18 protein-coding genes and 1 pseudogene are annotated in these 23,728 nt (G+C 51.7%); 8 read left to right on the top strand and 11 right to left on the bottom strand.

All coding sequences use genetic code 11. From position 1 onward, the window contains the following. Window positions 1-10: 10 nt before the first annotated feature. Complete coding sequence (locus tag JC793_RS14605) at window positions 11-883, bottom strand: pirin family protein (RefSeq protein ID WP_166708359.1); 873 nt, start codon at window positions 881-883, stop codon at window positions 11-13. A gap of 247 nt (window positions 884-1,130) precedes the next feature. On the opposite strand from JC793_RS14605, the gene JC793_RS14600 reads away from it, so the two are divergent. Then, window positions 1,131-1,697 (top strand): YceI family protein, encoded by a 567-nt coding sequence (locus tag JC793_RS14600; RefSeq protein ID WP_218426511.1) that lies wholly within the window; start codon window positions 1,131-1,133, stop codon window positions 1,695-1,697. Between the two features lie 78 nt (window positions 1,698-1,775). Beyond that, a complete protein-coding gene (locus tag JC793_RS14595) occupies window positions 1,776-2,927 on the top strand; it encodes a lactate oxidase (protein ID WP_410795826.1) in 1,152 nt (383 codons plus the stop codon). A gap of 32 nt (window positions 2,928-2,959) precedes the next feature. Here JC793_RS14595 and JC793_RS14590 read toward each other — a convergent pair whose 3' ends face one another. Continuing rightward, window positions 2,960-4,387 carry an aminotransferase-like domain-containing protein gene (locus tag JC793_RS14590; RefSeq protein ID WP_218426509.1) on the bottom strand — a complete coding sequence of 476 codons (1,428 nt, stop codon included), beginning with the start codon at window positions 4,385-4,387 and terminating at the stop codon, window positions 2,960-2,962. 99 nt (window positions 4,388-4,486) lie between these two features. Between JC793_RS14590 and JC793_RS14585 the strand changes: the two genes are divergently transcribed. Both JC793_RS14585 and JC793_RS14580 read left to right on the top strand, forming a co-directional pair. Continuing rightward, window positions 4,487-4,981, top strand: a complete 495-nt coding sequence (locus JC793_RS14585) for a YbaK/EbsC family protein (protein ID WP_218426508.1) — start codon at window positions 4,487-4,489, stop codon at window positions 4,979-4,981. Window positions 4,982-5,002: 21 nt separating this feature from the next. Then, window positions 5,003-5,551: a GNAT family N-acetyltransferase gene (locus JC793_RS14580; protein ID WP_046894523.1), complete on the top strand. Its 549-nt coding sequence runs from the start codon at window positions 5,003-5,005 to the stop codon at window positions 5,549-5,551. Window positions 5,552-5,621: 70 nt separating this feature from the next. Here JC793_RS14580 and fabV read toward each other — a convergent pair whose 3' ends face one another. After that, entirely contained in the window at window positions 5,622-6,821 is a 1,200-nt protein-coding gene (gene fabV / locus JC793_RS14575) for an enoyl-ACP reductase FabV (protein ID WP_054423919.1), read from the bottom strand. A 234-nt stretch (window positions 6,822-7,055) separates the two neighbouring features. Between fabV and JC793_RS14570 the strand changes: the two genes are divergently transcribed. After that, a complete protein-coding gene (locus JC793_RS14570; RefSeq protein WP_214095703.1) occupies window positions 7,056-7,514 on the top strand; it encodes a DUF6122 family protein in 459 nt (152 codons plus the stop codon). Here JC793_RS14570 and JC793_RS14565 read toward each other — a convergent pair. The 8 genes from JC793_RS14565 to leuA all read right to left on the bottom strand — a co-directional run bounded on the left by JC793_RS14565 (window position 7,462) and on the right by leuA (window position 17,892). Further along, window positions 7,462-8,211 carry a hypothetical protein gene (locus JC793_RS14565; RefSeq protein ID WP_218426507.1) on the bottom strand — a complete coding sequence of 250 codons (750 nt, stop codon included), beginning with the start codon at window positions 8,209-8,211 and terminating at the stop codon, window positions 7,462-7,464. The two genes, JC793_RS14570 and JC793_RS14565, sit on opposite strands and share 53 nt — an antisense overlap. A gap of 414 nt (window positions 8,212-8,625) precedes the next feature. Continuing rightward, the gene (agp, locus tag JC793_RS14560; RefSeq protein WP_052926886.1) at window positions 8,626-9,876 is read right to left on the bottom strand and encodes a bifunctional glucose-1-phosphatase/inositol phosphatase; all 1,251 of its coding nucleotides are present in this window, start codon (window positions 9,874-9,876) and stop codon (window positions 8,626-8,628) included. A gap of 89 nt (window positions 9,877-9,965) precedes the next feature. Continuing rightward, entirely contained in the window at window positions 9,966-10,652 is a 687-nt protein-coding gene (gene mutH / locus JC793_RS14555; protein ID WP_218426506.1) for a DNA mismatch repair endonuclease MutH, read from the bottom strand. Between the two features lie 560 nt (window positions 10,653-11,212). Next, window positions 11,213-12,877: an HTH-type transcriptional regulator SgrR gene (sgrR, locus tag JC793_RS14550; protein ID WP_218426505.1), complete on the bottom strand. Its 1,665-nt coding sequence runs from the start codon at window positions 12,875-12,877 to the stop codon at window positions 11,213-11,215. 267 nt (window positions 12,878-13,144) lie between these two features. Further along, entirely contained in the window at window positions 13,145-13,750 is a 606-nt protein-coding gene (gene leuD / locus JC793_RS14545) for a 3-isopropylmalate dehydratase small subunit (protein ID WP_166709014.1), read from the bottom strand. 8 nt (window positions 13,751-13,758) lie between these two features. Beyond that, on the bottom strand, window positions 13,759-15,171 hold the full coding sequence (leuC, locus tag JC793_RS14540) for a 3-isopropylmalate dehydratase large subunit (RefSeq protein ID WP_046894516.1): 1,413 nt from the start codon (window positions 15,169-15,171) through the stop codon (window positions 13,759-13,761). Between the two features lies 1 nt (window position 15,172). Continuing rightward, window positions 15,173-16,264 (bottom strand): 3-isopropylmalate dehydrogenase, encoded by a 1,092-nt coding sequence (gene leuB, locus JC793_RS14535; protein WP_052926884.1) that lies wholly within the window; start codon window positions 16,262-16,264, stop codon window positions 15,173-15,175. Window positions 16,265-16,266: 2 nt separating this feature from the next. Further along, complete coding sequence (gene leuA / locus JC793_RS14530) at window positions 16,267-17,892, bottom strand: 2-isopropylmalate synthase (RefSeq protein ID WP_218426504.1); 1,626 nt, start codon at window positions 17,890-17,892, stop codon at window positions 16,267-16,269. 862 nt (window positions 17,893-18,754) lie between these two features. Here leuA and leuO point away from each other — a divergent pair. The 3 genes and pseudogenes from leuO (at window position 18,755) to ilvI (ending at window position 23,727) form a co-directional block, all read left to right on the top strand. After that, window positions 18,755-19,703, top strand: a pseudogene (gene leuO / locus JC793_RS14525) (transcriptional regulator LeuO). Window positions 19,704-19,914: 211 nt separating this feature from the next. Beyond that, window positions 19,915-21,723 carry an AMP-dependent synthetase/ligase gene (locus JC793_RS14520; RefSeq protein WP_218426503.1) on the top strand — a complete coding sequence of 603 codons (1,809 nt, stop codon included), beginning with the start codon at window positions 19,915-19,917 and terminating at the stop codon, window positions 21,721-21,723. Between the two features lie 282 nt (window positions 21,724-22,005). Continuing rightward, window positions 22,006-23,727 (top strand): acetolactate synthase 3 large subunit, encoded by a 1,722-nt coding sequence (gene ilvI / locus JC793_RS14515; protein WP_218426502.1) that lies wholly within the window; start codon window positions 22,006-22,008, stop codon window positions 23,725-23,727. The last annotated feature ends 1 nt before the right edge of the window (window position 23,728 follow it).

The following is a 23,728-nucleotide window of genomic DNA, read 5'->3' as shown; positions in this document are numbered from 1 at the left end:
CTCATCTGTCTTACTCAGCCGGGATCTGTCCGAAACGGCCGTTGTTGAAATCCTCGATAGCTTCGCGGATTTCCTGCTCGCTGTTCATTACAAACGGGCCGTAACCGACAACCGGCTCATCAATCGGCTCGCCGCTGAGGAACAGGACAACCGCATCTTCGGTTGCTTCCAGCAGAATGGTGCTGTCAGTGCCGTCCAGAATCATCAGTTCGCCGGTGTGCAGCGGTGCACGGCTGTCGACATAAATGCTGCCGTGCAGGACAATCAGCCCGGCGTTGCGGCTGGCTTTTGCCGTCAGGCCGGTGACTTTTCCGGCTTTCAGGCGCAGATCCCACACATCCATTTCGGTAAACGTCCGGGCCGGGCCGCGTGCCCCGGCATATTCCCCGGCAATCACCCGCAGTGTTCCCGCGTCATTCGGCAATGTGACCGCCGGAATGGCGCTGTTTTTCAGTAACTGATAACCCGGCGCGGCGGATTTTGCGGAAGCAGGCAGATTCACCCACAACTGCACCATATCCAGTGTGCCGCCCTCCCGCATAAAGCGGTCAGAATGGTATTCCTGATGCAGAATACCGGATGCCGCAGTCATCCACTGCACATCCCCTTTACCGATAACACCGCCCTGACCGGTGGAGTCGTGATGCGCCACCTCGCCGTCATAGACGATAGTTACCGTTTCAAAGCCGCGGTGCGGGTGTTCACCAACCCCACGGTTAGCGCCTGCTGATGCCGGGAAATCCGCAGGTCCGGCGCGGTCGAGCAGGATAAACGGGTTGAGATGTTTGCCGTGATTACTGTAGGAAAACATCTGGCTGACCGGGAATCCGTCGCCGACCCAATGGCCTTTTGGTGCACGGTAGGTGCCGATAATGTTTCTCATGATGTCTCTCCTGATAATTATGTATGAATTGATAATAAGGGCGGAAATCGTCAGGGAGTAGTCATGAAAACAGGTTTCACTGTTGCAGAAACAGAACAGTTTTATGATACCCGGATTATCCTGTTTTCAGAACAGTGTTTATCAATATCCGCTCTACCGGCAGGAAAAGGAACATCGTATTGTTAGCGGCATCGGGGCCGCAGAAAGAGAGGCGGCGACTGTCAGAATATTAATCAGGAAAGAAAGAATGAAAAAGATCGGCTTAACGCTGTTTGCTTCACTGTTTTTATGGAATAGCGCACAGGCGGCTGACTATAAATTAGATCCGGGCCATACCAAAGCGGTGTTCTATATTGATCATTTTAATACCTCTACCAACAGCGGCGGTTTTTATAATATTACCGGTGATATGGCCTATTCACCGGAGAAACAAACCGGGCATGTTCAGGTCACTATTCCGGTGAAAATCCTGAATACCGGGATTGACGGATTTAATCAGCATATGCTGAGTGCAGATATTCTTGATGCGGAAAAATATCAGGAGATTAAATTTGATTCATCAAAATGGCATTTTTCCGGAAATAAACTGATGTCGGTGGATGGTAATTTAACGATCAAAGGAAAAACACATCCGGTACAGTTACAGGTAACGAAATTCGGCTGTTATTTCAGTCCGGTATTTAAAGCAGATGTCTGCGGCGGTGATTTTGAAACCACGATTGATCGTACTCAGTGGGGCGTTGATTTTCTCGCCGATGCCGGTATTTCGGCGAATATGTCACTGAAAATTCAGGCTGAAGCAATTAAACAATAAATGTATACCGGGAACAGGAATCATATTATGCAAAAATCAAAAGCAGGTGTATTTGCCGTTGCGGCGCTGGGGCTGGCAATGACACTGAGTACCGCGTACGCGGCAGAGTATAAAGCCAGTACCAAAGAAGGGCCGGTGAAAATTGTTAACCTGAATGACCTGGAATCACAGGTAAAAGCCAATATGGACAAAGGGGCATTCGGTTATATCCGTGGTGGTGCGGAAGATGAAAAAAATATGCGTGATAATACCGCCGGTTTTGATCGCAAATATATTATGCCGCGGGTGATGCAGGGAATTGAATTAAAGGATATCGATCTCTCAACGTCATTCCTGGGCATACCTCTGGCAACGCCTGTCATTCAGGCACCGATGGCGGCACAGGGGCTGGCACACCGTGACGGGGAAATTGCCACGGCAAAAGGCATGGCAAAAGCAGGTTCTGTTTTCTCTCTCAGCACCTACGGAAATAAAACTATTGAGGAAGTGGCGGCGGTATCTGACGGACATCCGTTCTTCTTCCAGCTCTATATGAGCAAAAATAATGCGTTTAATGAATTCACCCTGAAACGGGCGAAAGAAAGTGGTGCCAAAGCGATTATTCTGACCGTGGATTCTCCGGTCGGCGGCTGGCGTGAGGATGATTTACGCAACAATTTCCAGTTCCCGTTAGGATTTGCCAACCTTGAATTGTTTGCCGCACAGAATAATGACGGCTCCAAAACCGGGAAAGGCGCGGGGATCAGCGAGATCTACGCTCAGGCCAAACAGGCATTTACTCCGGATGATATTCAGTATGTGAAAAAATTGTCCGGTCTGCCGGTCATTGTGAAAGGTATTCAGTCACCGGAAGATGCTGACCGCGTCATTGAGGCGGGTGCGGATGCCATCTGGGTATCAAACCACGGCGGTCGTCAGCTGGACAGCGGACCGGCCTCTTTTGATGTGCTGCCTTCCATTGCAAAAGTGGTGAACAAACGTGTGCCAATCGTGTTTGACAGTGGTGTGCGCCGTGGTTCGCACGTCTTTAAAGCGCTGGCAAGCGGTGCGGATGTGGTTGCTGTCGGCCGTCCGGTTCTGTATGGCCTGAATCTGGGCGGGGCGGAAGGGGTAAATTCTGTTATTCAGCAACTGAATAAAGAATTACGCATCAATATGATGCTGGGCGGTACCAAAGATATTAATGCCGTCAAACAGACCAGACTGTACAGCGATCGTGATTTTCAGTAATTCCTGCTTTGTCAGCAATCTCACACTGCCGCTCAGCGGCAGTGTTTTTGCAGTGATTCCCGGCACCATTGTGCCAGCCGGGTGATGGCATCCTCCACTTCCGTATCACAACCGAACCCGGCATTGAGCCGGAAACAGCGGTCATAGCGGTTGTCGGTGGCAAAAATATGCCCCGGCGCAATCCCGATCCCTTCCGCGCGTGCATTGAGAAACAGTTCCCGCACATTCAGACTGCCTTCCGGCATGGTAACCCATAATACATAACCGCCCTCCGGTTCGGTCACGGTGGTGCCCGGCGGAAATTCCCGCAGTACGGCACGGCGGATATTGTGTACCTGCTCCGCCAGTTCACGGCGTAATCTGCGCAGGTGGGCGTCATAACCGCCGTTGCTCAGCAGTTCACTGATGGCGGCCTGCGGCAGTACCTGTGATCCCATGGATGAGGTGTATTTCAGTGAGGTGATTTTACGCATGTAATGCTGACTGTGAACCCAGCCGATACGCACGCCGGGCGCGATGGTTTTGGAAAATCCGCTGCACAGAATGACATTATGGCTGAATGCCCGCATCGGGAACGGGCGCTGCCCGCCGAATGCGGCATCGCCGAAGGTATCATCCTCAATAATGATGACGCCGTTTTCGTCTGCCTGACGGGTGATTTCCGCTTTGACTTCATCCGGGATCGTTTTACCCAGCGGGTTATTGACGTTGGCGAGCGTAACAAAGGCTTTTACTGCTTTGCGGCGGAACAGGGCGGTGAGTTTATCGCAGTCAACATACCCCTCATCACAGGCATCCACTTCGGTCAGCCGCAGATTGAGATTACGCAGCATCTGTAACAGCACAAAGTAACAGGGAGATTCCACCGCCACCGCATCCCCGGGGCTGAGGGTGGCACGCAGCGCCAGTGATAACGCTTCAATACAACCGTTAGTGATCAGCAGCGTTTCCGGAGTGATATGACAGCCATAGCTGACCGCCCGGCGGGCGATTTCCTCTTTCAGCGGGGTATAGCCGGTGCCTTTGACCGAATCCCCCAGCAGAAACGGTTTGCTGTAACTGAGCTGACGCATGATAAGACTCAGCTTTCTGACCGGATAAAGCTCCCGGCGGCCGTTCGCCAGATCCAGCCGGACACGGCACTCTTCGCCGACCATCGACATATGCAGTTCTGTCTGTTCATCCAGCGGGGCAAAATCAGCGGTGAGTGTCTCTGTGCTGCGGTTTTCCGCCGCAACCGGCTGTACAGGCGCGACAAAAAAGCCGGATTTCGGCCGCGCCACCGCAACATGTTCATCTTCCAGCGTGCGCAGCACTTTCAGCGCGGTGGTCAGGCTGACATTGTACTGTGCCGCCAGAATGCGCACGGACGGCAGACGGCTGTCCGGCGGTAAAACGCCCTCGCGGACAGCCTGTTTTATCTGATCGGCCATCTGCCGGTAGCGCGGAAGCGGTGCCATCTGTTCTGCCTCATTCTTACGGGTTCTGTGTGTTTCTGTAAGAGTACGTTGAGAGTAAATTATGACGCAAGGATTTCTCCGGCTGACTGTGAGGTTTATATGACAACATTTGACAAAATCACCCGTTTACTGGATTCCCGCGGGGTGTCCTTTGAGGTGATCGAACATCCGGCGGAAGGCCGTTCTGACGCGATAAGTAAAATCCGGGGGAATAAACTCAGCCAGGCGGCAAAAGCCATGGTGTTGCAGGTCACCGGCAGCACACCGGAAATCCGCTATGTGCTGGCGATTGTGCCGGGCGACTGCAAAGTTAATTTTAAACATATCGCGAAGCTGGCGGGCGGAAAAAAAGCCTCGTTTGCCGCGCCGGAAACAGCACAGGCGCTGACCGGCTGCCCGATGGGGGCTGTTCCGCCGTTCAGCTTTAATGACGAGATGACGCTGTATGTTGACAAGCGTCTGACCGGTGCCGGACGGGTATTTTTTAATGCCGGTGAGCTGGTGAGATCCCTCTCTTTGGCTGCGGATGACTATTTCAGTGTGATCGGTCATGATCGCATTGCGGATATTGCGGTACCTCCCGCCGCAGAATAACAATGATAACGGAGAATAACGATGGAATATTGTGTTGCTGAACCGGCAGATATGGATCAGGTAAAAGCCTTATTAAAACGATATCATCTGACCACCATCAGTGAAGAAGACAAGCCGGACGGCTTTGTCACCACACAGATGAGTGATGAGCAGATGATTGATCTGATAGAGAATGAGCAGGGATTATTTGTCGCGAAACAGGACGGAAAGGTCGTGGCGTTTGTGATGGCGGCATCCTGGCAGTACTGGTCACCGTGGCCGCTGTTTGCTCATATGATTGATAAACTGGGGGATTATACCTTTGCCGGTCAGACGCTGACGACGGAGAATTCCTATCAGTACGGTCCGGTCTGTATTGATGCATCACTGCGCGGGCAGGGTGTGCTGGAAGGGCTGTTTGCGTTTGCGCTGGAAAAAATGTCGCAGCGGTTTGATATCCTGGTTACCTTTATCAACAAGGTTAATCCGCGCTCTTATGCTGCGCACACCCGTAAGCTCGGGCTGACCGTGCTGGATGAGTTCGGATTCAATAATAACCATTATTACTGGCTGGTCTGCGAAACCCGCTGAACCGTCCGATAAAAGAAAACTCGCCGCAGCCGCTGAATTATCAGGGCTGCGGCGGGTTTTTCAGTGATGATTACACTAATTCTTTTACGTCGAAGCTAACTTCACCGCTTAAATCCGCATCATAATCCACGCCGTCCAGACCAAAGCCGAATAAACGGAGGAATTCCGCTTTATAGCCCTGATAGTCGGTTAAATCATTGATGTTATCATCTGTCAGTTGCTGCCAGATTTCACGGCAGGTGTTCTGAACATCATCGCGTAATTCCCAGTCATCCAGGCGCAGACGCTGTTTTTCATCGGTTTCCGGTGATGTGCCATTAAACAGTTTGGTGGCAAATAAACGCTGAGTCTGTTCAATACAGCCTTCGTGAATGCCTTTCTCTTTCATGATCTTAAACACGATAGAGATATATAACGGCATTACCGGAATGGCGGAAGACGCCTGGGTGACGACTGATTTCAGTACGGCAACATAGGCTGCGCCGCCTTTGGCCTGCAATTTCTGATTAATGGCCGCTGCTGCGCGATCCAAATCTTCTTTTGCTTTACCTAACGTACCGTGCCAGTAAATCGGCCAGGTTAAATCAGTACCGATATAGGAGTAGGCAACAGACTGAGCATTATCCGCCAGAACACCGGCTTCCTCTAATGCGTTCATCCACAGTTCCCAGTCCTGACCACCCATCACTTTGACGGTGTCGGCAATTTCCTGCTCATTGGCCGGTTCAACAACGGCTTCGATCAGTACGTCTTTGTTGGTATCCAGCGCGACAGATTTGTACGGTTCGCCGATAGGTTTCAGGGCGGAACGGACAATTTCACCGGTTTCCGGCATTTTACGGACCGGCGATGCCAGAGAGTAAACAACCAGATCGATCTGGCCCAGGTCCTGTTTAATCAGATCAATAACGGTCTGACGGCATTCATCAGAGAAGGCATCCCCGTTGATGCTTTTTGCATACAGGCCTTCTTCTTTGGCGGCTTTATCAAAAGCCGCTGCGTTGTACCAGCCGGCAGAACCGGTTTTGCTTTCGCTGCCCGGCTTTTCGAAAAATACACCGATAGTCGCCGCACCGCTGCCGAAAGCGGCATTAATACGGGAAGCCAGACCGTAACCGGTGGATGCACCAATCACCAGAACCTTTTTAGGGCCGTTTTTCAGTTCGCCGCAGGATTTCACACGGGCGATTTGCTCACGAACATGGGCTTCACAGCCCGCCGGGTGAGCGGTAGTGCAGATAAAACCACGAATTTTAGGTTTGATAATCATAGTTATTTTTTCTTGGTAGCCAACAATCAGGGGCTAATATACCCGATCTTCTTCATTTACTTAAGACAATGCAGCGATAAACCCGCAAAGCAGACCAGTTAATGACGGCGCAGTTACCCTGAATATGGTGTGTTTCAGTCTTTTTACGGATGACACTCTTTTTTGCCGGATAGCCTCCGTTATTTCCGTTATGATAGCCGTCATTAAAACGGATAACCCGTCAGCGGAGTCACTGTGGCATTTGAAATTTTCCGGAATATCCTGCATTACGGCTGCCATTTTCTGGTACCGGTTCTGTTTGCCCGGCTGTTCTGGCGTCAGCACTGGAAAGCCGCGTCAATTATTATGATTGCCACCATGGTGATAGATGCGGATCACCTGCTGGCGGACCCGGTATTTGATCCGGATCGGTGCAGTGTCGGTTTTCATCCGCTGCATACCGTGTGGGCTGCGGCTGTTTATCTTGTTTTGCTGCTGATCCCGTCATGGAAAGTGCGGGCAGTGGCGGTCGGTTGTCTGTTCCATCTGTTTACCGACGGTATGGATTGTTATATGGGCAGCCTGAAACAGAGCACGGAATATGCGGCGGAGCAGGTATTAAAAAACCCGCCGGAGGCGGGTTTTTGTACGTCAGAGACAATCAGAACGGCGTTTTCAGTGCCGGAACAGAAATTTCTGCTGCCGGCAGGCTGATTGACGGGGCTTTGACATCAACAGAGGGGGCTGATGTTCCCGGAACGGAGAACCCCACTTCCGGCGCGGATATTGACGGCGCCTCAATCTCTGCGGATGGCATGGCCGATTCTGCCGCGGAGATAATCTTGTCTTTCACCGATGGCGTACGGCTGCTTTCAGTTTTTGGTCGTGCGGACGGTACTTTTCCGTTGCGCTCTGAAGAAACCGGTGTGCCCGGCTGTCCCTGAGGCGCTGTTTGTCCGCTCTGACCACCGGTGACCGGTTGTGCGTCAGGTCTGCGCATCTGGCCGTTATCCGGCCGGAATAATTCCGGACCTGTCTCCTGATTCACCATCGTGCCGTCAGACGGCGCACCGGAAACCATTCCCGGATCACTATTGTGCTGCTGCCGTTGTGCGACACTTTCACGGCTCAGCAGTTTACCCCGGTTTTCAGTGCTGTCGTTTTCTGTTACCAGCGTATCACCATCTTTGACGGCAAAAGATTTCCCCCGGTAAGGCAGCAGAAGATACGGTTTGCAGGCACTGGTATTGCAGCCGCGGTAGCGCACCATGCCATCAATACTCAGTGTGATAATCCCGCCGCCGTTAAGCAGGTAATCCCAGGTTTTGCCGTTAATGACCACTGTACCGCTCATATTACACGGCGTCTGGCTGTATTCGCCGTATGGCAGTGCCGTGTAGGGTTTACTCATGGAAATTAATTTCCGGACTTGTTCATCCTTCAGTGTCCATTTATCACAGGCGCCCAGTAATACACCGTCAGAGGAGGGATATATTATTTTTTCACCGGTATCGACATCATAGTTTTTCTGACTGCAACCTGAACTTATTAAGACAGTTGCAATAATAAATAATGGAATAGGTAATGATTTTAAATATTTCATCGTATTAATGATATCCGTGTATTCAGCCCGGTATATGACCGTTAATTCCCGGACGGGTGCCGATACTGATAAATGAGTAATAAAATATCGTGATGATTTTCAGATTGTTAAATAGTAGCGGCTTACGGTGTCTTAATCTATCAGTGTTATCCGAAGCGTGACGGGGATATAAATAAAGAGCCCGGCAACGGTAAGCCGGGCGTGAGTATGAAAATATAATGTTTATTCTGACAAACTGTCGTTCATCACTTTTTGGAACGTTTCCCATCCGCAATAACCGTTTTTATCAACCGGACAGTTTTTCAGTTCCAGTGTGACTTTTTGCGGTGGTGTTTTTAAGGACAGATAACTGTTATTCCGCAGCTGATCGGAGGACTGATAAATATAGTCAATCTTCACATAGGATTTATTATCCGCTTTATTTGTCCAGCGCTGGAACACTAATTTGCCGCCGATTGGCGTATGTTCATACTGTTCCGGTAACTGATACGGTTTAAATTCCAGTGCGGAAAGCAGCGAGGCAATATTGGAGTCATGCCCGGCCAGGAAGGTAAACTTCGCTTCACTGCCCGGCGCGGCGGCGGCAAAGTGCTGATTAATGTAGTTCAGCAGCGGATGCGCGACATTTTTTGCAATGATACGCGGGGTAAACAGGGATTCCTGGTAGCCGTTTTTCAGCGTATTAAGGACAGTCCACTGCGCTGGTGTGGTGACTTCGCCCCAGGCGACCTGGTCTGCCGGGAAACCTTCATAATATTGCAGGTCGATGGCATCCACGGCGGAGTTAGCCATTTTCAGCGGCCCTTTCACGCCCGGCTCTTTACCGGCTTCAATAATAAAGCTGTTTTTGCCGTCCGCCAGTGAACAGAGTTTATTGGTTTTGCACTGTTCCGAGTCTTTGATATTCAGTACGTTATTCAGTGCCTGATAGCCCGGCGTCAGATCCAGCCCTTTATAATGGCTCTCCATGGCGGCGAGAGCTGCCTGTTTGAACTCTGCGCTGTCATTGGTAATGATCGGGTTAAACACCGGGTCCATGGTGCCGATTTCCGGCTGGTGATTGACGGTGATTGTACAGCCCGGGAACGCACCGGCGGTAAAGAACTGCGCGGTGGCGATAGTGCGCTGAAGACTGTTGGCATACACATTCAGCTCTTTTTCACCGGTGGGGCACAGAGTATCCGGCAGCAGTTTGTTCTCATCCAGCCACTCGCGGAAATAGTGTCCCATATAGACTTCCAGCGCGCCGCCTTTGGTGGTCAGGTAACCGCTCTGCGCATCCCACGCCGGCCAGGTTTTATCGGTGATTTCGGTCAGAATACCGGTGTTGACAATCGGGGTACGCAGATTGTGGCGGCTCATCACCAGAACCTGTTCCAGTGTCATATCAGCGGCGGATGTATCAGCAAAAGCGGGAAGGGCGGGAGTCAGTAATGCAGCTGCAAGTGAAAGTGTCAGTAAATTTTTTTTCATCCGGAACACTCCTGTTGTCATTATTTTCGGACAGGTATTAATGACTGAAGCGATTCATATTTACCGGGAGCAAACTCCCAAAACAGTGATCAGCACCGGAAATAGCGTTTAAGTAAAGGCGCGGTGAAATTTTTCTTCAGATAAAAGCCGCGCGGTAGTGTTTGTATCGGCTGTCCGTGCGGACCGATAGCTTCTGTGAGTGCCCGGCTGTTGGCCGCTTTCGGGCGGATCTGCATGACCTGGCCGTGACGGGCGGTGATTTGCTCCACTTTTCCCAGCACAATCATATCCATCAGTTCTTCCCAGTCGGCACGCAGCAGGCGCTCTTCCTCATCAGACGGCGACCACAGCAGCGGTGAGCCGACACGGCGCTCTGCCAGCGGGATATGACGCGCACCTTCCACCGGCACCCATAACACGCGGGAGAGTTTATGACGCACATGACACTCGGCCCAGGTCACGCCGCTGTTGCCGGTCAGCGGTGCCACGCAGACAAAGGTGGTTTCCAGCGGCACACCGGATTCATCCACAGGGATGGTTTTCAGCTCGACGCCCAGGTGAGCGAAATCCTGCTCGGCCTTACTGCCTGCTTCCGCGCCCAGCCAGTATTCCAGCAGCATTCCGACCCAGCCTTTATCACGGCGCAGATCCGGCGGTACCGGTATACCGGCGCAGCCGGCCAGCTCACCGAAAGTAGCACCGGCAAGGGATTGCGCGCGGCTGAGCAGTTCTGACTCACTGGCCGGGGGCAGCGGGGACGGAAAAAGAGATGTCATGTTATATGCTTAAAAGTTGAACAGTAATATCCGGTAAAATAATACATAGGCATGAATGAAAAATAAATATTATCTAATTTATTGATATATAGCTATTAATTTTCGTCGCAGGAATAACCCCGCCGGGTTGTGCACCTGCATCCTCAGACAATGAACAGGATCTTACACTGAGTTATCCACAGCTTTATGGGATAAGTGGAAAATGACCTCACTACTGGTTTGATTTACAGGCTTGACTTCCGCTTGTTTTCGCGTGTCAGCAGGGGTTTTGCTCACGGATGAGCCACAATCTGTGGATAACCCCGGGTGTGGTCATTTTTTGTCCTGTGTAAGTCTGCGGAAAAAAATACCGTTTAATTTTTCAGACGATTCTCTTTTTTTATTTCTGCATCGAAATGATTTATCAGGGTTTATTTAACGGTTGTGATTTTATCAACCGTGGTCTGTTAAAAACTATACCCCCATTACCCTTGCGTTTTTCACAACTATATCCACAGAAAACGTGAATAAAAGCCGGTTTTTTATCGGAGGGTGTTTATAACTTTGCCTTTTTCTGTGAATTAACTTTCAGGAGGGGTAAACCAGGCGGATTTAAAGTCGAACCAGCCGAAGGTATTCATTTTGACTCCCCGCATACTGCGTTGACCCTGTAATTCAAGCCAGTGATGGAACAGCGGGAACAACATCTGCTGATCAATGATGTGTTCACACCATGCCGCCAGTGACAGTGAGCGCTGCCGCCATTGCTTCAGCGGCGTGTGCAGATCATCCCCCAGACAGCGGCGCAGCAGCGGCAGCTCATACAAGGTGGCAAAGACGGAAAACTCCAGCGGCTTATAAAAGTTGGCGGTGGCCAGCCAGAAATCACTGTCACAATCACCGTTAAACCAGGTATCGTAATCAGTGATGTTAATCGTCAGTTTTACACCCTGTTCCGCCAGCAACTGCTGTAATAATTTACCGATGGCATGATATTCGTGGTGATCCTGATAGTACGTCAGAGTCAGTTCTGTCAAATCCGCCGGTTTTTCGCAGGGCGGGATAAGCTTACTGTGATGCCAGCGTAGCAGAAGACCGTAAGCAGGCCACCAGTGGCGCTGATAGAGAGGCTCGCAGTGATACAGCAGATTGACCGGTGTCATCAGGCTGTTGAGCCAGCGGCGGATATCTTCCCGTTCCCCTTTTGCCGAACGTGCATCGTGCAGCAGAAAATAGCAGCCTTCCTCCATCCGGCTGTCGAGTGAATCCCGCTCCGGGCCGTCAGCACCGATATGCAGTGTGGTGCAGACCATTTTCTCTTCCAGTTCCGGCACCACCAGCACAGAGACTTCATCCAGCAGGGCGCGGAAGCCGTAATAGTGATCAAAGGCGCGTATAGTCAGTTTGCGGTCATTATTACAGACGACCTGATACGGCCCGGTACCGACCGGATGGCGGGCGAAATCCGGCAGTTCCTGCCACTCATGGGGCAGAATCGCGGCGTGCGGGCTGCCGGTCAGTACCGGAAACCAGCTGTCAGCCTCACTCAGCGTGATATCAATAATATAAGGCATATCCGAGCGGACAGTGCGGATATGACTGAACAGCGGATGTGTGTCGCGCAGCCGCTCAAAAGAGGAAATGATATCCACCATCTGCAATTCACGGCCGTGATGGAAAAAAATCGCCGGACGCAGCCAGAAACGCCACTGTTTTTCACCGCTCTGCTGCCAGTGGTGTGCCAGCGCCGGAACCGCTTCCCCGTTTTCCTCATTTATCGCGGTCAGCCCGTTAAAAATCTGACTCAGCAGATGAACCTCTGAGCGGCGCAGCGGTGAGCCGGGCAGCAGATTATAAAAAGGACGGTAATAGACAATGCGCAGCAGGCTTTTTCCCTGCCGGAAGCTGCGCTCAAGCTGGGACAGCACCATCTGGCGCATCGCATCCTTATCATTGACCATCGCCACCAGTTTTTCGATATTATCCTGCTCAATCAGCAGTTCGGCGCGGGCGTGCTGTAAATCCCGGCCGCTTTGCAGAAAACTGAGCCGTGAGCGCTTACCCCGTCCGGTTTCCGCCTGCCAGCTGAGCCAGCCTGCGGTCTGCATGCTGTTGAGCAGAGAACGGACATGGCGGCGGGAGCAGTGCAGGATATCGGCGATTTCCTGAAGTGTGGTATCGGTTTCCTGACCCTGATGATGCTGCCACAGGCGGATAAACTGGTGCTGGAGGCGTGGTGTGCTCATAAAAGAGGAACTCCGGTCAATTTTCTGTCCATTTTTATTTCCGTATATTACGTCCATACTCAGTGACATTAAAGCAGCTCATGATGTCAGTGTGATACCTGACTCACTCCCGATTCTTGAGTAATGGTGACTGTTACCGCCAGCCGCAAGGCTGGTTTTTTTCTGTCTGACGTTCAGGAAAAATGAGGCAGGGAGGGAAACGGGGAAAAAGCTGCCATCACAAAAGGGGTGATGGCAGGGGTTCAATGGTGGAAATGAATCCGGTTATCAGTTCATAAATGCAGGTTGTTGTGCTTCAAAGCGGGAAATCATATCGTCGTGCTGTAACGTGAGGCCGATACTGTCGAGGCCGTTCATCATGCAGTGACGGCGGAAAGTATCAACGCTGAACGGATATTCCAGCTCACCGGCGATCACTTTCTGGTTTTCCAGATCAACAATAATCTGCGCACCTTCTGTTTTCTGCACCCAGCTAAAGAGCGCATCAATCGCGTCTTCGGGTAATTTCACCGGCAATAACTGATTGTTGAATGAGTTGCCGTAAAAGATATCCGCAAAGCTTGGCGCAATCACCACTCTGAAGCCGTAATCCGTTAAGGCCCACGGTGCATGCTCACGCGAGGAGCCGCAGCCGAAGTTTTCCCGTGCCAGCAGAATTGATGCACCCTGGTAGCGCGGGGCGTTGAGGACAAAATCCGGGTTCGGCACCTGTCCGTCATCATCGAGAAAACGCCAGTCGTTGAATAAATGCTGCCCGAAGCCGGTGCGGGTCACTTTCTGCAAAAACTGTTTCGGGATAATGGCATCGGTATCCACATTGGCGGCATCCAGTGGTACGGCAATCCCCTGATGTACAATAAATTTTTCCATGATCATCTCCCTCAGCGCATCTCAATGGTACGGATATCGGCGAAACTGCCGGTGACAGCCGCCGCAGCGGCCATGGCCGGGCTGACCAGGTGAGTACGCCCGCCGCGTCCCTGACGTCCTTCAAAGTTCCGGTTGCTGGTGGAGGCGCAGCGCTCTCCCGGTGCCAGACGGTCATTGTTCATCGCCAGACACATCGAGCAGCCCGGTAAACGCCATTCAAACCCGGCCTCAGTGAAAATCTTATCCAGACCTTCCGCTTCTGCCTGTGATTTCACCGGCCCGGAGCCGGGAACCACTATCGCCTGCACACCCGGCGCTACTTTGCGGCCTTTGGCAACTGCTGCTGCCGCACGTAAATCTTCGATCCGTGAGTTCGTACAGGAGCCGATAAATACCTTGTCGATTTTCACATCGGTTAATTTGGCGCCCGGTGTTAAATCCATATACGCCAGTGCTTTTTCTGCCGAGGCTCTCTCCACCGGATCGGTAAAGCTGTCCGGTGCGGGGATCGCCCGGCTGATATCAATCACCTGGCCGGGGTTGGTGCCCCAGGTGACCTGCGGGGCGATATCCGCAGCATTGATAATAATTTCTGCGTCATATTTCGCATCCGGATCACTTTTCAGGGTCTGCCAGTAAGCGACAGCGGCATCCCAGTCCGCACCCTGCGGGGAGAACTGACGGCCTTTCAGATAATCAAACGTGGTCTGATCCGGGGCAATCATCCCGCCTTTGGCGCCCATTTCGATAGCCATATTACAAACGGTCATCCGGCCCTCCATGGAGAGCGCCTCGATGGCATCACCGCAGAACTCCGCGATATACCCGGTGCCGCCCGCGCTGCCGGTGTGGCCGATAATCGCCAGCACAATATCTTTGGCGGTGATGCCGGGGGCGACTTTACCGCGCACTTCAATTTTCAGGGTTTTGGCGCGAGCCTGCTTCAGCGTCTGGGTCGCTAATACATGCTCCACCTCAGAGGTGCCGATACCAAAGGCCAGCGAGCCGAATGCGCCGTGGGTGGCGGTGTGGGAGTCGCCGCAGACAATCGTCATACCCGGCAGAGTGATGCCCTGTTCCGGCCCCATCACATGCACGATGCCCTGATACGGATGGTTCAGATCATAGAGACGGACACCAAAGGCCTCACAGTTTTTGATCAGTTCCTGCATCTGATTACGGGCCATTTCGCCGCAGGCATTAATATCTTTGGTCTGTGTGGAGACGTTGTGATCCATGGTGGCAAAGGTTTTCTCCGGGCGGCGGACCGGGCGGTTTTTTGCCCGTAATCCGTCAAATGCCTGCGGTGAGGTCACTTCATGCACCAGGTGGCGGTCGATATACAGGATCGGCGTTTCGTTTGCTTCTTCACGAACCACATGGGCATCATATAATTTCTGATATAAAGTTTTTCCTGTGCTCATCTTAAGCCCCTTCTGTAATCAAACGCGCGATAATGTCGCCCATTTCGTCCGTGGTCACACTCTTGCCGCTTCCGGCCACATCGCGGGTGCGGTATCCGGCATTCAGCGCCTGGTTTACCGCGTTTTCAATGCTGTCCGCCGCTGCATCCTGTCCGCAGCTGAAGCGCAGCATCATGGCGGCGGATAAAATCTGTGCCACCGGGTTGGCTATATTTTGTCCGGCAATATCCGGCGCAGAGCCGCCGGCCGGCTCATACAGGCCGAATTTTTTCTCATTCAGGCTGGCGGACGGCAGCATGCCCATAGAGCCGGTGATCATCGCACATTCGTCGGAGATAATGTCGCCGAACAGATTGGAGCAGAGGATGACATCAAACTGCGACGGATCTTTGACCATCTGCATGGCGGCGTTATCGATATACATGTGTGACAGCGTGACATCCGGATACTCTTTGGCGATTTCAGTGACCACTTCGCGCCATAATACGGAGCTTTGCAGCACATTGGCCTTATCAATCGATGTCACCTGACCGCGGCGTTTTTGTGCGGAGGCAAAGGCGATACGGGCGATGCGTTCAATTTCATAGCGGTGATACACCTCGGTATCATAAGCTCGCTCATATTTTCCTTCGCCTTCACGGCCTTTCGGCTGTCCGAAGTAGATGCCGCCGGTCAGTTCGCGGACACACAGGATGTCGAATCCGCGGGCCGCGATATCACTGCGCAGCGGGCAGAACGCTTCCAGCGCCGGGTAGAGTCTGGCCGGGCGCAGGTTGCTGAATAATTTGAAATGTGCACGCAGCGGGAGCAGGGCACCGCGCTCCGGCTGTGAGTCCGGCGGCAGTTTTTCCCATTTCGGACCGCCGACAGAGCCGAACAGCACCGCATCCGCCTGCTCACAGCCTTTCAGTGTGGCGGGCGGCAGCGGGTGACCGTGGTTGTCGATGGCAATGCCGCCGACATCATATTCACTGGTGGTGATGGTCAGGTTAAAGCGGCTGCGCACGGCATCCAGCACTTTATAAGCCTGTGCCATAATTTCAGGGCCGATTCCGTCGCCCGGTAAAACTGCAATATGAAATTGTTCCGACATAATTACACCGCTTCCTTTGTCTCTGTATTGTTGTTATGAGTATTGTTATGAGTATCGTTATGAGTGTCGTTGTGCGTGTTGTTATCTGACTGTATCCGCCGTTTTTCTTCTTTTACCTGTCCGGCACGCCAGATGCTGTTAACAGCGTGGATCATGGCCTGAGCGGAGGATTCGACAATATCGGTTGCCAGTCCCATGCCGTGGAATTTGCGGCCTTCATACTCCACCACGATATTGACCTGTCCCAATGCATCCGTTCCCTGACCTTTGGCGGTCAGCTGATAGGCGGCGAGGGTCAGCGGATACCCCGCGATACGGCGGATAGCCTCATAAGCCGCATCCACCGGGCCGTTCCCCTGCGCGGATTCGGAGATGATTTCATCACCGGCCTGCATTCTGACGGTTGCTGACGCTTTAACACCGGTACCGGACTGGGTGTTGAGGAACGCCAGCGAGAAATGCTCCGGCTCCTGATGCTGCTGTTTCATAAACACCAGCGCTTCCAGGTCGTAATCGAAAACCTGACCTTTTTTATCGGCCAGTTGCAGGAAGTCCGCGTATAACTCATCCAGGTTATAATCGTCTTCCTGGTAGCCCATTTCCGCCATCCGGTGTTTCACTGCCGCACGGCCGGAGCGGGAGGTCAGGTTGATTAAGTTATCTTTCAGGCCGATGCTGTCCGGCGTCATGATTTCGTAGGTTTCGCGGTTTTTGATCACACCGTCCTGGTGAATACCGGAGGAGTGAGAGAACGCATTACTGCCGACCACGGCTTTGTTCGGTGGTACCGGCGTATTGCATAACTGGCTGACCAATTGGCTGGTACGGTAAATCTCTTTGTGATTGATCCCGGTGCGTACGCCCAGCATTTTTTCCCGCACTTTAATCGCCATAATGACTTCTTCCAGCGCACAGTTTCCGGCGCGCTCACCTAATCCGTTAATGGTACCTTCAATCTGGCGGGCACCCGCCTGTACGGCAGTGATAGAGTTGGCAACGGACATGCCCAGGTCGTCATGGCAGTGGACGGAAATGATGGTTTTGTCGATATTCGGTACGCGGTTGAACAATTCACTGATAATGCCGCCGAACTGGTACGGGGTGGTGTAACCGACGGTATCAGGAATATTGACAGTCGTGGCACCGGCGTTAATCGCAGCTTCGACAATACGGCATAAGTCATCAATATCGGTACGCCCGGCGTCTTCGCAGGAGAACTCGACGTCATCGGTAAAGCGGCGGGCATGTTTAATCGAGCCGACCGCCATATCGATGATGTCAGCAAAGGTCTTGCGCAGTTTGGTTTTGACGTGAATACCGGAGGTCGCGAGCACCATATGCAACCGGAACGCTTCCGCGACTTTCAGGGATTCGGCAGCCGCGTCGATATCTCCGATCACACAACGGGATAAAGCAGCGATACGGCTGTTTTTGATTTCGCGGGCGATGGTCTGCACCGACTGAAAATCACCGGGAGAGGAGACAGGGAAACCGGCCTCGATAATATCAACCCCCATGCGTTCGAGCTGGAAAGCAATCTGTAATTTCTCTTTGACGCTGAGACTGGCCTGTAATGCCTGCTCGCCGTCACGCAGTGTGGTATCAAAAATGATGACGTTATCGCTCATGTTGTGATCCTCTCGGTTATTTCTTGTTCTGTTTTCCGGTTTGCAGGTATAAAAAAACCCGCGACATTGCGCGGGTTTTTCAGGTCTCAGGGAGAAAGTTATGAGGAACTTCCGGCCACGAGCCCGCCACGCGCAGTTAAGGCGATAATTAGCAGGCTGTTTAGGCGGAAAGTGAAAGACATAGTAATAACCTTCTCAGTAAATTCAGTGGCACGGAACACAAGGTTTATCCGTGGCGATGTATTATTGATACTGAATATAAAAAGCGCTGTCAACTCTCCTGTTTCGCCGGAGATACTGAGCAACGGAGAAAAAAAGCACCAAAAGCAGATAAAGTGACTAATTTATAAAAATTAATCAGCGTTTTCATCTATAAGTCAGCTAAATGATTGGGCTAATATTTTTACAGAATTTTTTTGCGGATAATCTGAATCAGTTGAGTCGGCAGGGAATACGGTATCCGGCGGTCAGGTTACCGCCGGTGACAGGTGAGATATTCATTGAACAGTTTATTTTTTCGGTTACGTCAGTAAAAGAAATCAGATTTTTTCTGCTGATAAAAGATAATTTTGTTATGAATAAACACAATCTTTGTTTTATTATCTCATTGCATGGAAACTAAATGAATAAAGCAGTGTTGATTTATTAGTTGCATGAATAAATAACTGACTTTAAATATTTAAATAGTATGCATTGTGATGATGATGCGCACCCGCGTATTCAGAACCATACAAGGAAGAGACTCAATTATTAATTGGATAATCAATTGAGATAATAGATTTCAATTTTGTATTTATCTGCTGTTTCAGTATGGCGGCGGATAGCTTATTGAAGTCATTATAATCATTTATTGGAGTTTAAGATGACTGAATACACCTCAGTGGCAGAAGTAAAAAAAAGAATCCGGTGAAACACAGCTGCGCAATGTGGATCTTAATCTGCTGACGGTTTTTGATGCGGTTATGCAGATGCAGAACGTCACCCGGGCTGCTGAACTTTTAGGTATGTCGCAACCGGCTGTCAGTAATGCGGTGTCACGGCTTAAGGTTATGTTTAATGATGAATTATTTGTCCGTTTTGGCCGCGGGATTCAGCCGACTGCGCGCGCCAAACAGCTGTTCGGTCCGGTCAGACAGGCATTGCAGCTGGTGCATAACGAGCTGCCGGGTGCCGGTTTTGAACCGGGCAGCAGTGAGCGGGTATTTAATCTGGCCATTTCCAGTCCGCTGGATATCCGGCTGACAGATAAAATAATCGAACAGGTTAAACTTCACAGTGAAAATATCGATGTTAATATTCAGTCTTATATGAATTCACAGATCGAGCATAACCTGAAATATCAGGAAACGGATTTTGCTATCAGTTATAATCGTTTCGATAAGCCGGATTACAGTCATCACTTATTATTTAATGATCAGTTATCATTGGTTGCTGCCCGTAACCATTCCCGCATACAATATACCGTTACCGAGAAACAGATATTCACCGAACAGCATGCGGTGGTATCCCTGGACTTAATTGATTCATTCAGTTCACCGTATTATGAAAATAATGAATTACTCCGGGCTATCGTTTATCAGGGAACCAATTTAGTCAGTGTACTGAATATTGTGTCTAAAACGGAATTGGTGGCGATCGCGCCGAAGTGGCTGATCCAGCTCTATTCTCATGTCCTGCCGATTCAGGAAGTGCAGCTGCCGTGGGATAAAGTCAGCCGTCCGGCGTTTCTGATCTGGCATGAGGCCTGTACCCGCGATAAAGGTCATCAGTGGATGAAAGCACTGCTGACGCAATTTACACATCATATCTAATCAGTCATTTAATTCATTTATCTCTCCGGCAGGCAAATACGCCTGCCGGCGCTTTTTTGTGATCCCGCCATTGCAAAGATAACTAAATTTGCTTTTGTTCCCGGAGACAACAGGCTACACTTGCGGAAAAATTTAAGCGTACAACTGTAAGCTGAAAATCATTACATAACGTGAAACCGTACAGTCTGACGGCTCAGTAAAGGAAACGCGTGTGACAACAACAAATTTGCATCACTATCATTTAGTGACGCGGCTGCAACAGCAAAAACAGCGCCGGGGTGACAAAACCGCACTGCGACAGTGGTGTGAACAGGGTCAGCATATTGATTTTACCTGGCAGCAGGCCGGGACGTTCAGTGAAAATCTGGCGGAAGCCCTGCTGGCGGAAGGGGTTAAGGTTCAGGAAAATGTCGCCATTTTCTCGCACAACAGCGCCCTGTGGACATTAACTGATCTGGCTGTTCTTCAGTGCCGCGCCATTGTGGTACCGCTCTATGCGACCAGCAGTGATGATCAGGCGGCCTATATTCTCAATGATGCGCAGGTGCGTATCCTGTTTGTGGACGGTCAGAAACAGGCGGAAATTGCACTGTCGCTGCTCTCTCTCTGCCCGTCTCTGCAGAAAATCATCATCATGAACCCGGAAAACACGGCGATCCCGTCTCATCCGGCGGTCTGTACACTGCGCCAGTTTATGAACGGGCACGACGGCAGTTATGCCGGAGAGTTGGCGCAGCGCATCGCGGATTGCTCTCTTGATGACCTTTTCACTCTGATTTACACCTCCGGAACCACCGGTGAACCGAAAGGCGTGATGCTGGATTACCGCAATATGGCTGCCCAGCTGTATCTGCATGATGAGCGGCTGACACTGACCGAAGATGATGTCTCACTCTGCTTCCTGCCGCTGACACACGTTTTTGAGCGCGCCTGGAGTTTCTATGTGATGCACACCGGCGCACTGAATGTGTATCTCAGTGACACCAATCTGGTGCGCAAAGCGATGGTATCGGTAAAACCGACCGTGATGTGTGCGGTGCCGCGTTTCTATGAGAAAGTGTTCAGCGGTATTTACGAAAAAGTGGCACAGGCGCCGTGGTATAAGCGTGCGTTATTTCACTGGGCGGTACGTACCGGCAAAAAAACACTGGATGCACAGCAGCGCGGTGAAAAGCTGTCATGGCTCGCTGCGCGCTGTGATCAGTTTGCTCAGAAAAAAGTGCTCGGCAAGCTGCGTGATGTCCTCGGCGGCAATGTCCGTTTCTTACCGGCGGCGGGTGCGCGGCTGGATGATGAAATTATCCGCTTTTTCCTCGCTGTCGGTATTAATATCAAATACGGCTACGGCATGACAGAAACCTGTGCCACGGTATCCTGCTGGGAAAACAGCGGCTATCAGCTCGGCTCTATCGGTGTGCCGCTGCCGGATGTGGAAGTGCGTATCGGTGAGGAAAATGAGATCCAGGTACGCGGGCCGGTAGTGATGCGTGGTTATTACAATAAGCCGGAAGAGACCCGTCAGGCGTTTACTGATGATGGCTGGCTGCGGACCGGTGATGCCGGTGCACTGGATGAGAAAGGCAATCTGTTTATCACGGAACGCCTGAAAGATCTGATGAAAACTTCCAACGGCAAATATATTGCGCCGCAGATGCTGGAAGGGACACTGGGACAGGATCGCTTTATCGAGCATATCGCAGTGGTGGCGGATGCGCGTAAGTTTGTCTCCGCACTGATTGTGCCGTGCTTTGACACTCTGGAAGAGCATGCCCGGGCGCTGAACCTGAAATACCATGACCGGATGGAACTGCTGAAAAACAGCCAGATTGTGGCGCTGTTTGAAAGCCGTCTGAAAGAGTTGCAGAAAAATATCGCTGCATTCCATCAGGTTAAGCGTTTCACACTGTTACCGCAGAATTTCTCCATGGAACTCGGTGAACTGACGCCGACGCTGAAACTGCGCCGTAAAGTGATCGCCCAGCGCTATCAGCGTGAAATTGAATCGATGTATACGGAATAATTCTCTCTGCGGCACTGCCGGTTTTCTGTGCAGTGCCGTTTTTATATCCCGCCGGTTTTTCCCCCTCTCTCAGTGAACTCTGCTTTGTGATTTCCTGCCACAGGCATGATCGTCTGCGGATCATGACATTTCCTTTATTCCTGTGGTTTTCCGCTTTTTGCTCCCCGAAAAACGCATTTGCCAGCGCTGTCATTTTATCGTTATGTTAATCCTCAGATAACTAAAAACAGACAAACACATCACTTGCAGTTACAACCCGTAATCACGGGCAGGAGAGCATTTATGGAGAGGTTGACTGGAGCAGAAATGATTGTGCGCTCCCTGATTGATGAGGGCGTGTCACACGTATTCGGCTATCCGGGCGGGGCGGTTCTGGATATTTATGATGCACTGCATACCGTGGGCGGTATCGGGCATATTCTGGTGCGTCACGAGCAGGCGGCCGTGCATATGGCGGACGGCTATGCCCGCGCGACCGGTAAAACCGGCGTGGTGCTGGTCACATCCGGGCCCGGGGCGACCAACGCTATTACCGGCATTGCCACCGCCTATATGGATTCCGTGCCGCTGGTGGTGCTCTCCGGCCAGGTGGCGAGCGCGCTGATCGGTAACGATGCTTTCCAGGAAGTGGATATGGTGGGGATCTCCCGCCCGGTCGTTAAACACAGTTACCTGGTGCATGATGTCGCGGATATTCCCGCCACCATTAAGAAAGCCTTTTATCTGGCGCAAACCGGCCGTCCCGGCCCGGTGGTGATTGATTTCCCCAAAGATATTGTCCAGCAGCAGCATGAATACAGCTACCCGGCCCGGGTCAGTCTGCGCTCCTATAACCCGACCGGTGCCGGTCACAAAGGGCAGATCAAACGCGCGCTTATCACGCTGATGCAGGCGAAACGTCCTGTCATGTATATCGGCGGAGGTGCCATCAGTGCCGGATGCAGCCCGGAGATTTTCACCCTTGCGGATAAACTGCGTCTGCCGGTGGCGCTCTCCCTGATGGGACTGGGCGCGTTTCCGGGCACTCATCCGCAGTGCGTCGGCATGCTGGGTATGCACGGTACGTATGAAGCGAACAACACCATGCACCACAGTGATGTGATTTTTGCCGTCGGTGTCCGCTTTGATGACCGGACCACCAATAACCTGGCGAAATACTGCCCGCAGGCAACGGTTATTCATATCGATGTCGATCCGGCGTCTATTTCAAAAACGGTGGCGGCGGATATTCCGATAGTCGGCGATGCAAAACTGTGTCTTGCGCAGATGCTGTTACAGCTTGAATCTCTGACCGATGAGCAGGATCCGGATGCGCTGTGCGACTGGTGGCGCCGTATTGATCAGTGGAAAGCGAAACAATGTCTGACGATCGACGAGAGCGGGGAAAAAATCAAACCGCAGACCGTGATCCGCACCTTATGGGAGCTGACAGAAGGACAGGCGTATGTGACGTCTGACGTCGGTCAGCACCAGATGTTTGCCGCGCTCTATTACCCGTTTGATGAACCGCGCCGCTGGATCAACTCCGGCGGACTCGGCACGATGGGCTTCGGCCTGCCGGCGGCACTGGGCGTCCGGCTGGCAAAACCGGATGATATGGTGGTGTGTGTCACCGGGGACGGCAGTATTCAGATGAATATTCAGGAGCTGTCCACCGCATTACAGTTCGGGCTGCCGGTGCTGGTGCTCAATCTGAACAACCGTTTCCTCGGTATGGTGAAACAGTGGCAGGATATGGTCTATCACGGCCGTCACTCCCACTCCTATATGGATTCACTGCCTGATTTTGTCCGGCTGGCGGAGGCTTACGGGCATGTTGGTATCAGTATCAGTGATAAAGCCACGCTGCGTGAACAGCTTGCGGAAGCTCTGCGTATTGTCCGTGAAGAGAAGCGGCTGGTGTTCGCCGATGTGATGGTGGATGAAAAAGAGCATGTTTATCCGATGCAGATCCGCAATGGCGGGATGGATGAAATGTGGTTAAGCAAAACGGAGAGGACCTGAT

It is taken from the genome of Morganella morganii, from assembly GCF_019242955.1.
In the GTDB taxonomy this organism is placed as follows: Bacteria; Pseudomonadota; Gammaproteobacteria; order Enterobacterales; family Enterobacteriaceae; genus Morganella; species Morganella sibonii.
Note: the sequence above shows the minus strand (reverse complement) of the source record. Positions and strands in the feature narration are given on the sequence as shown.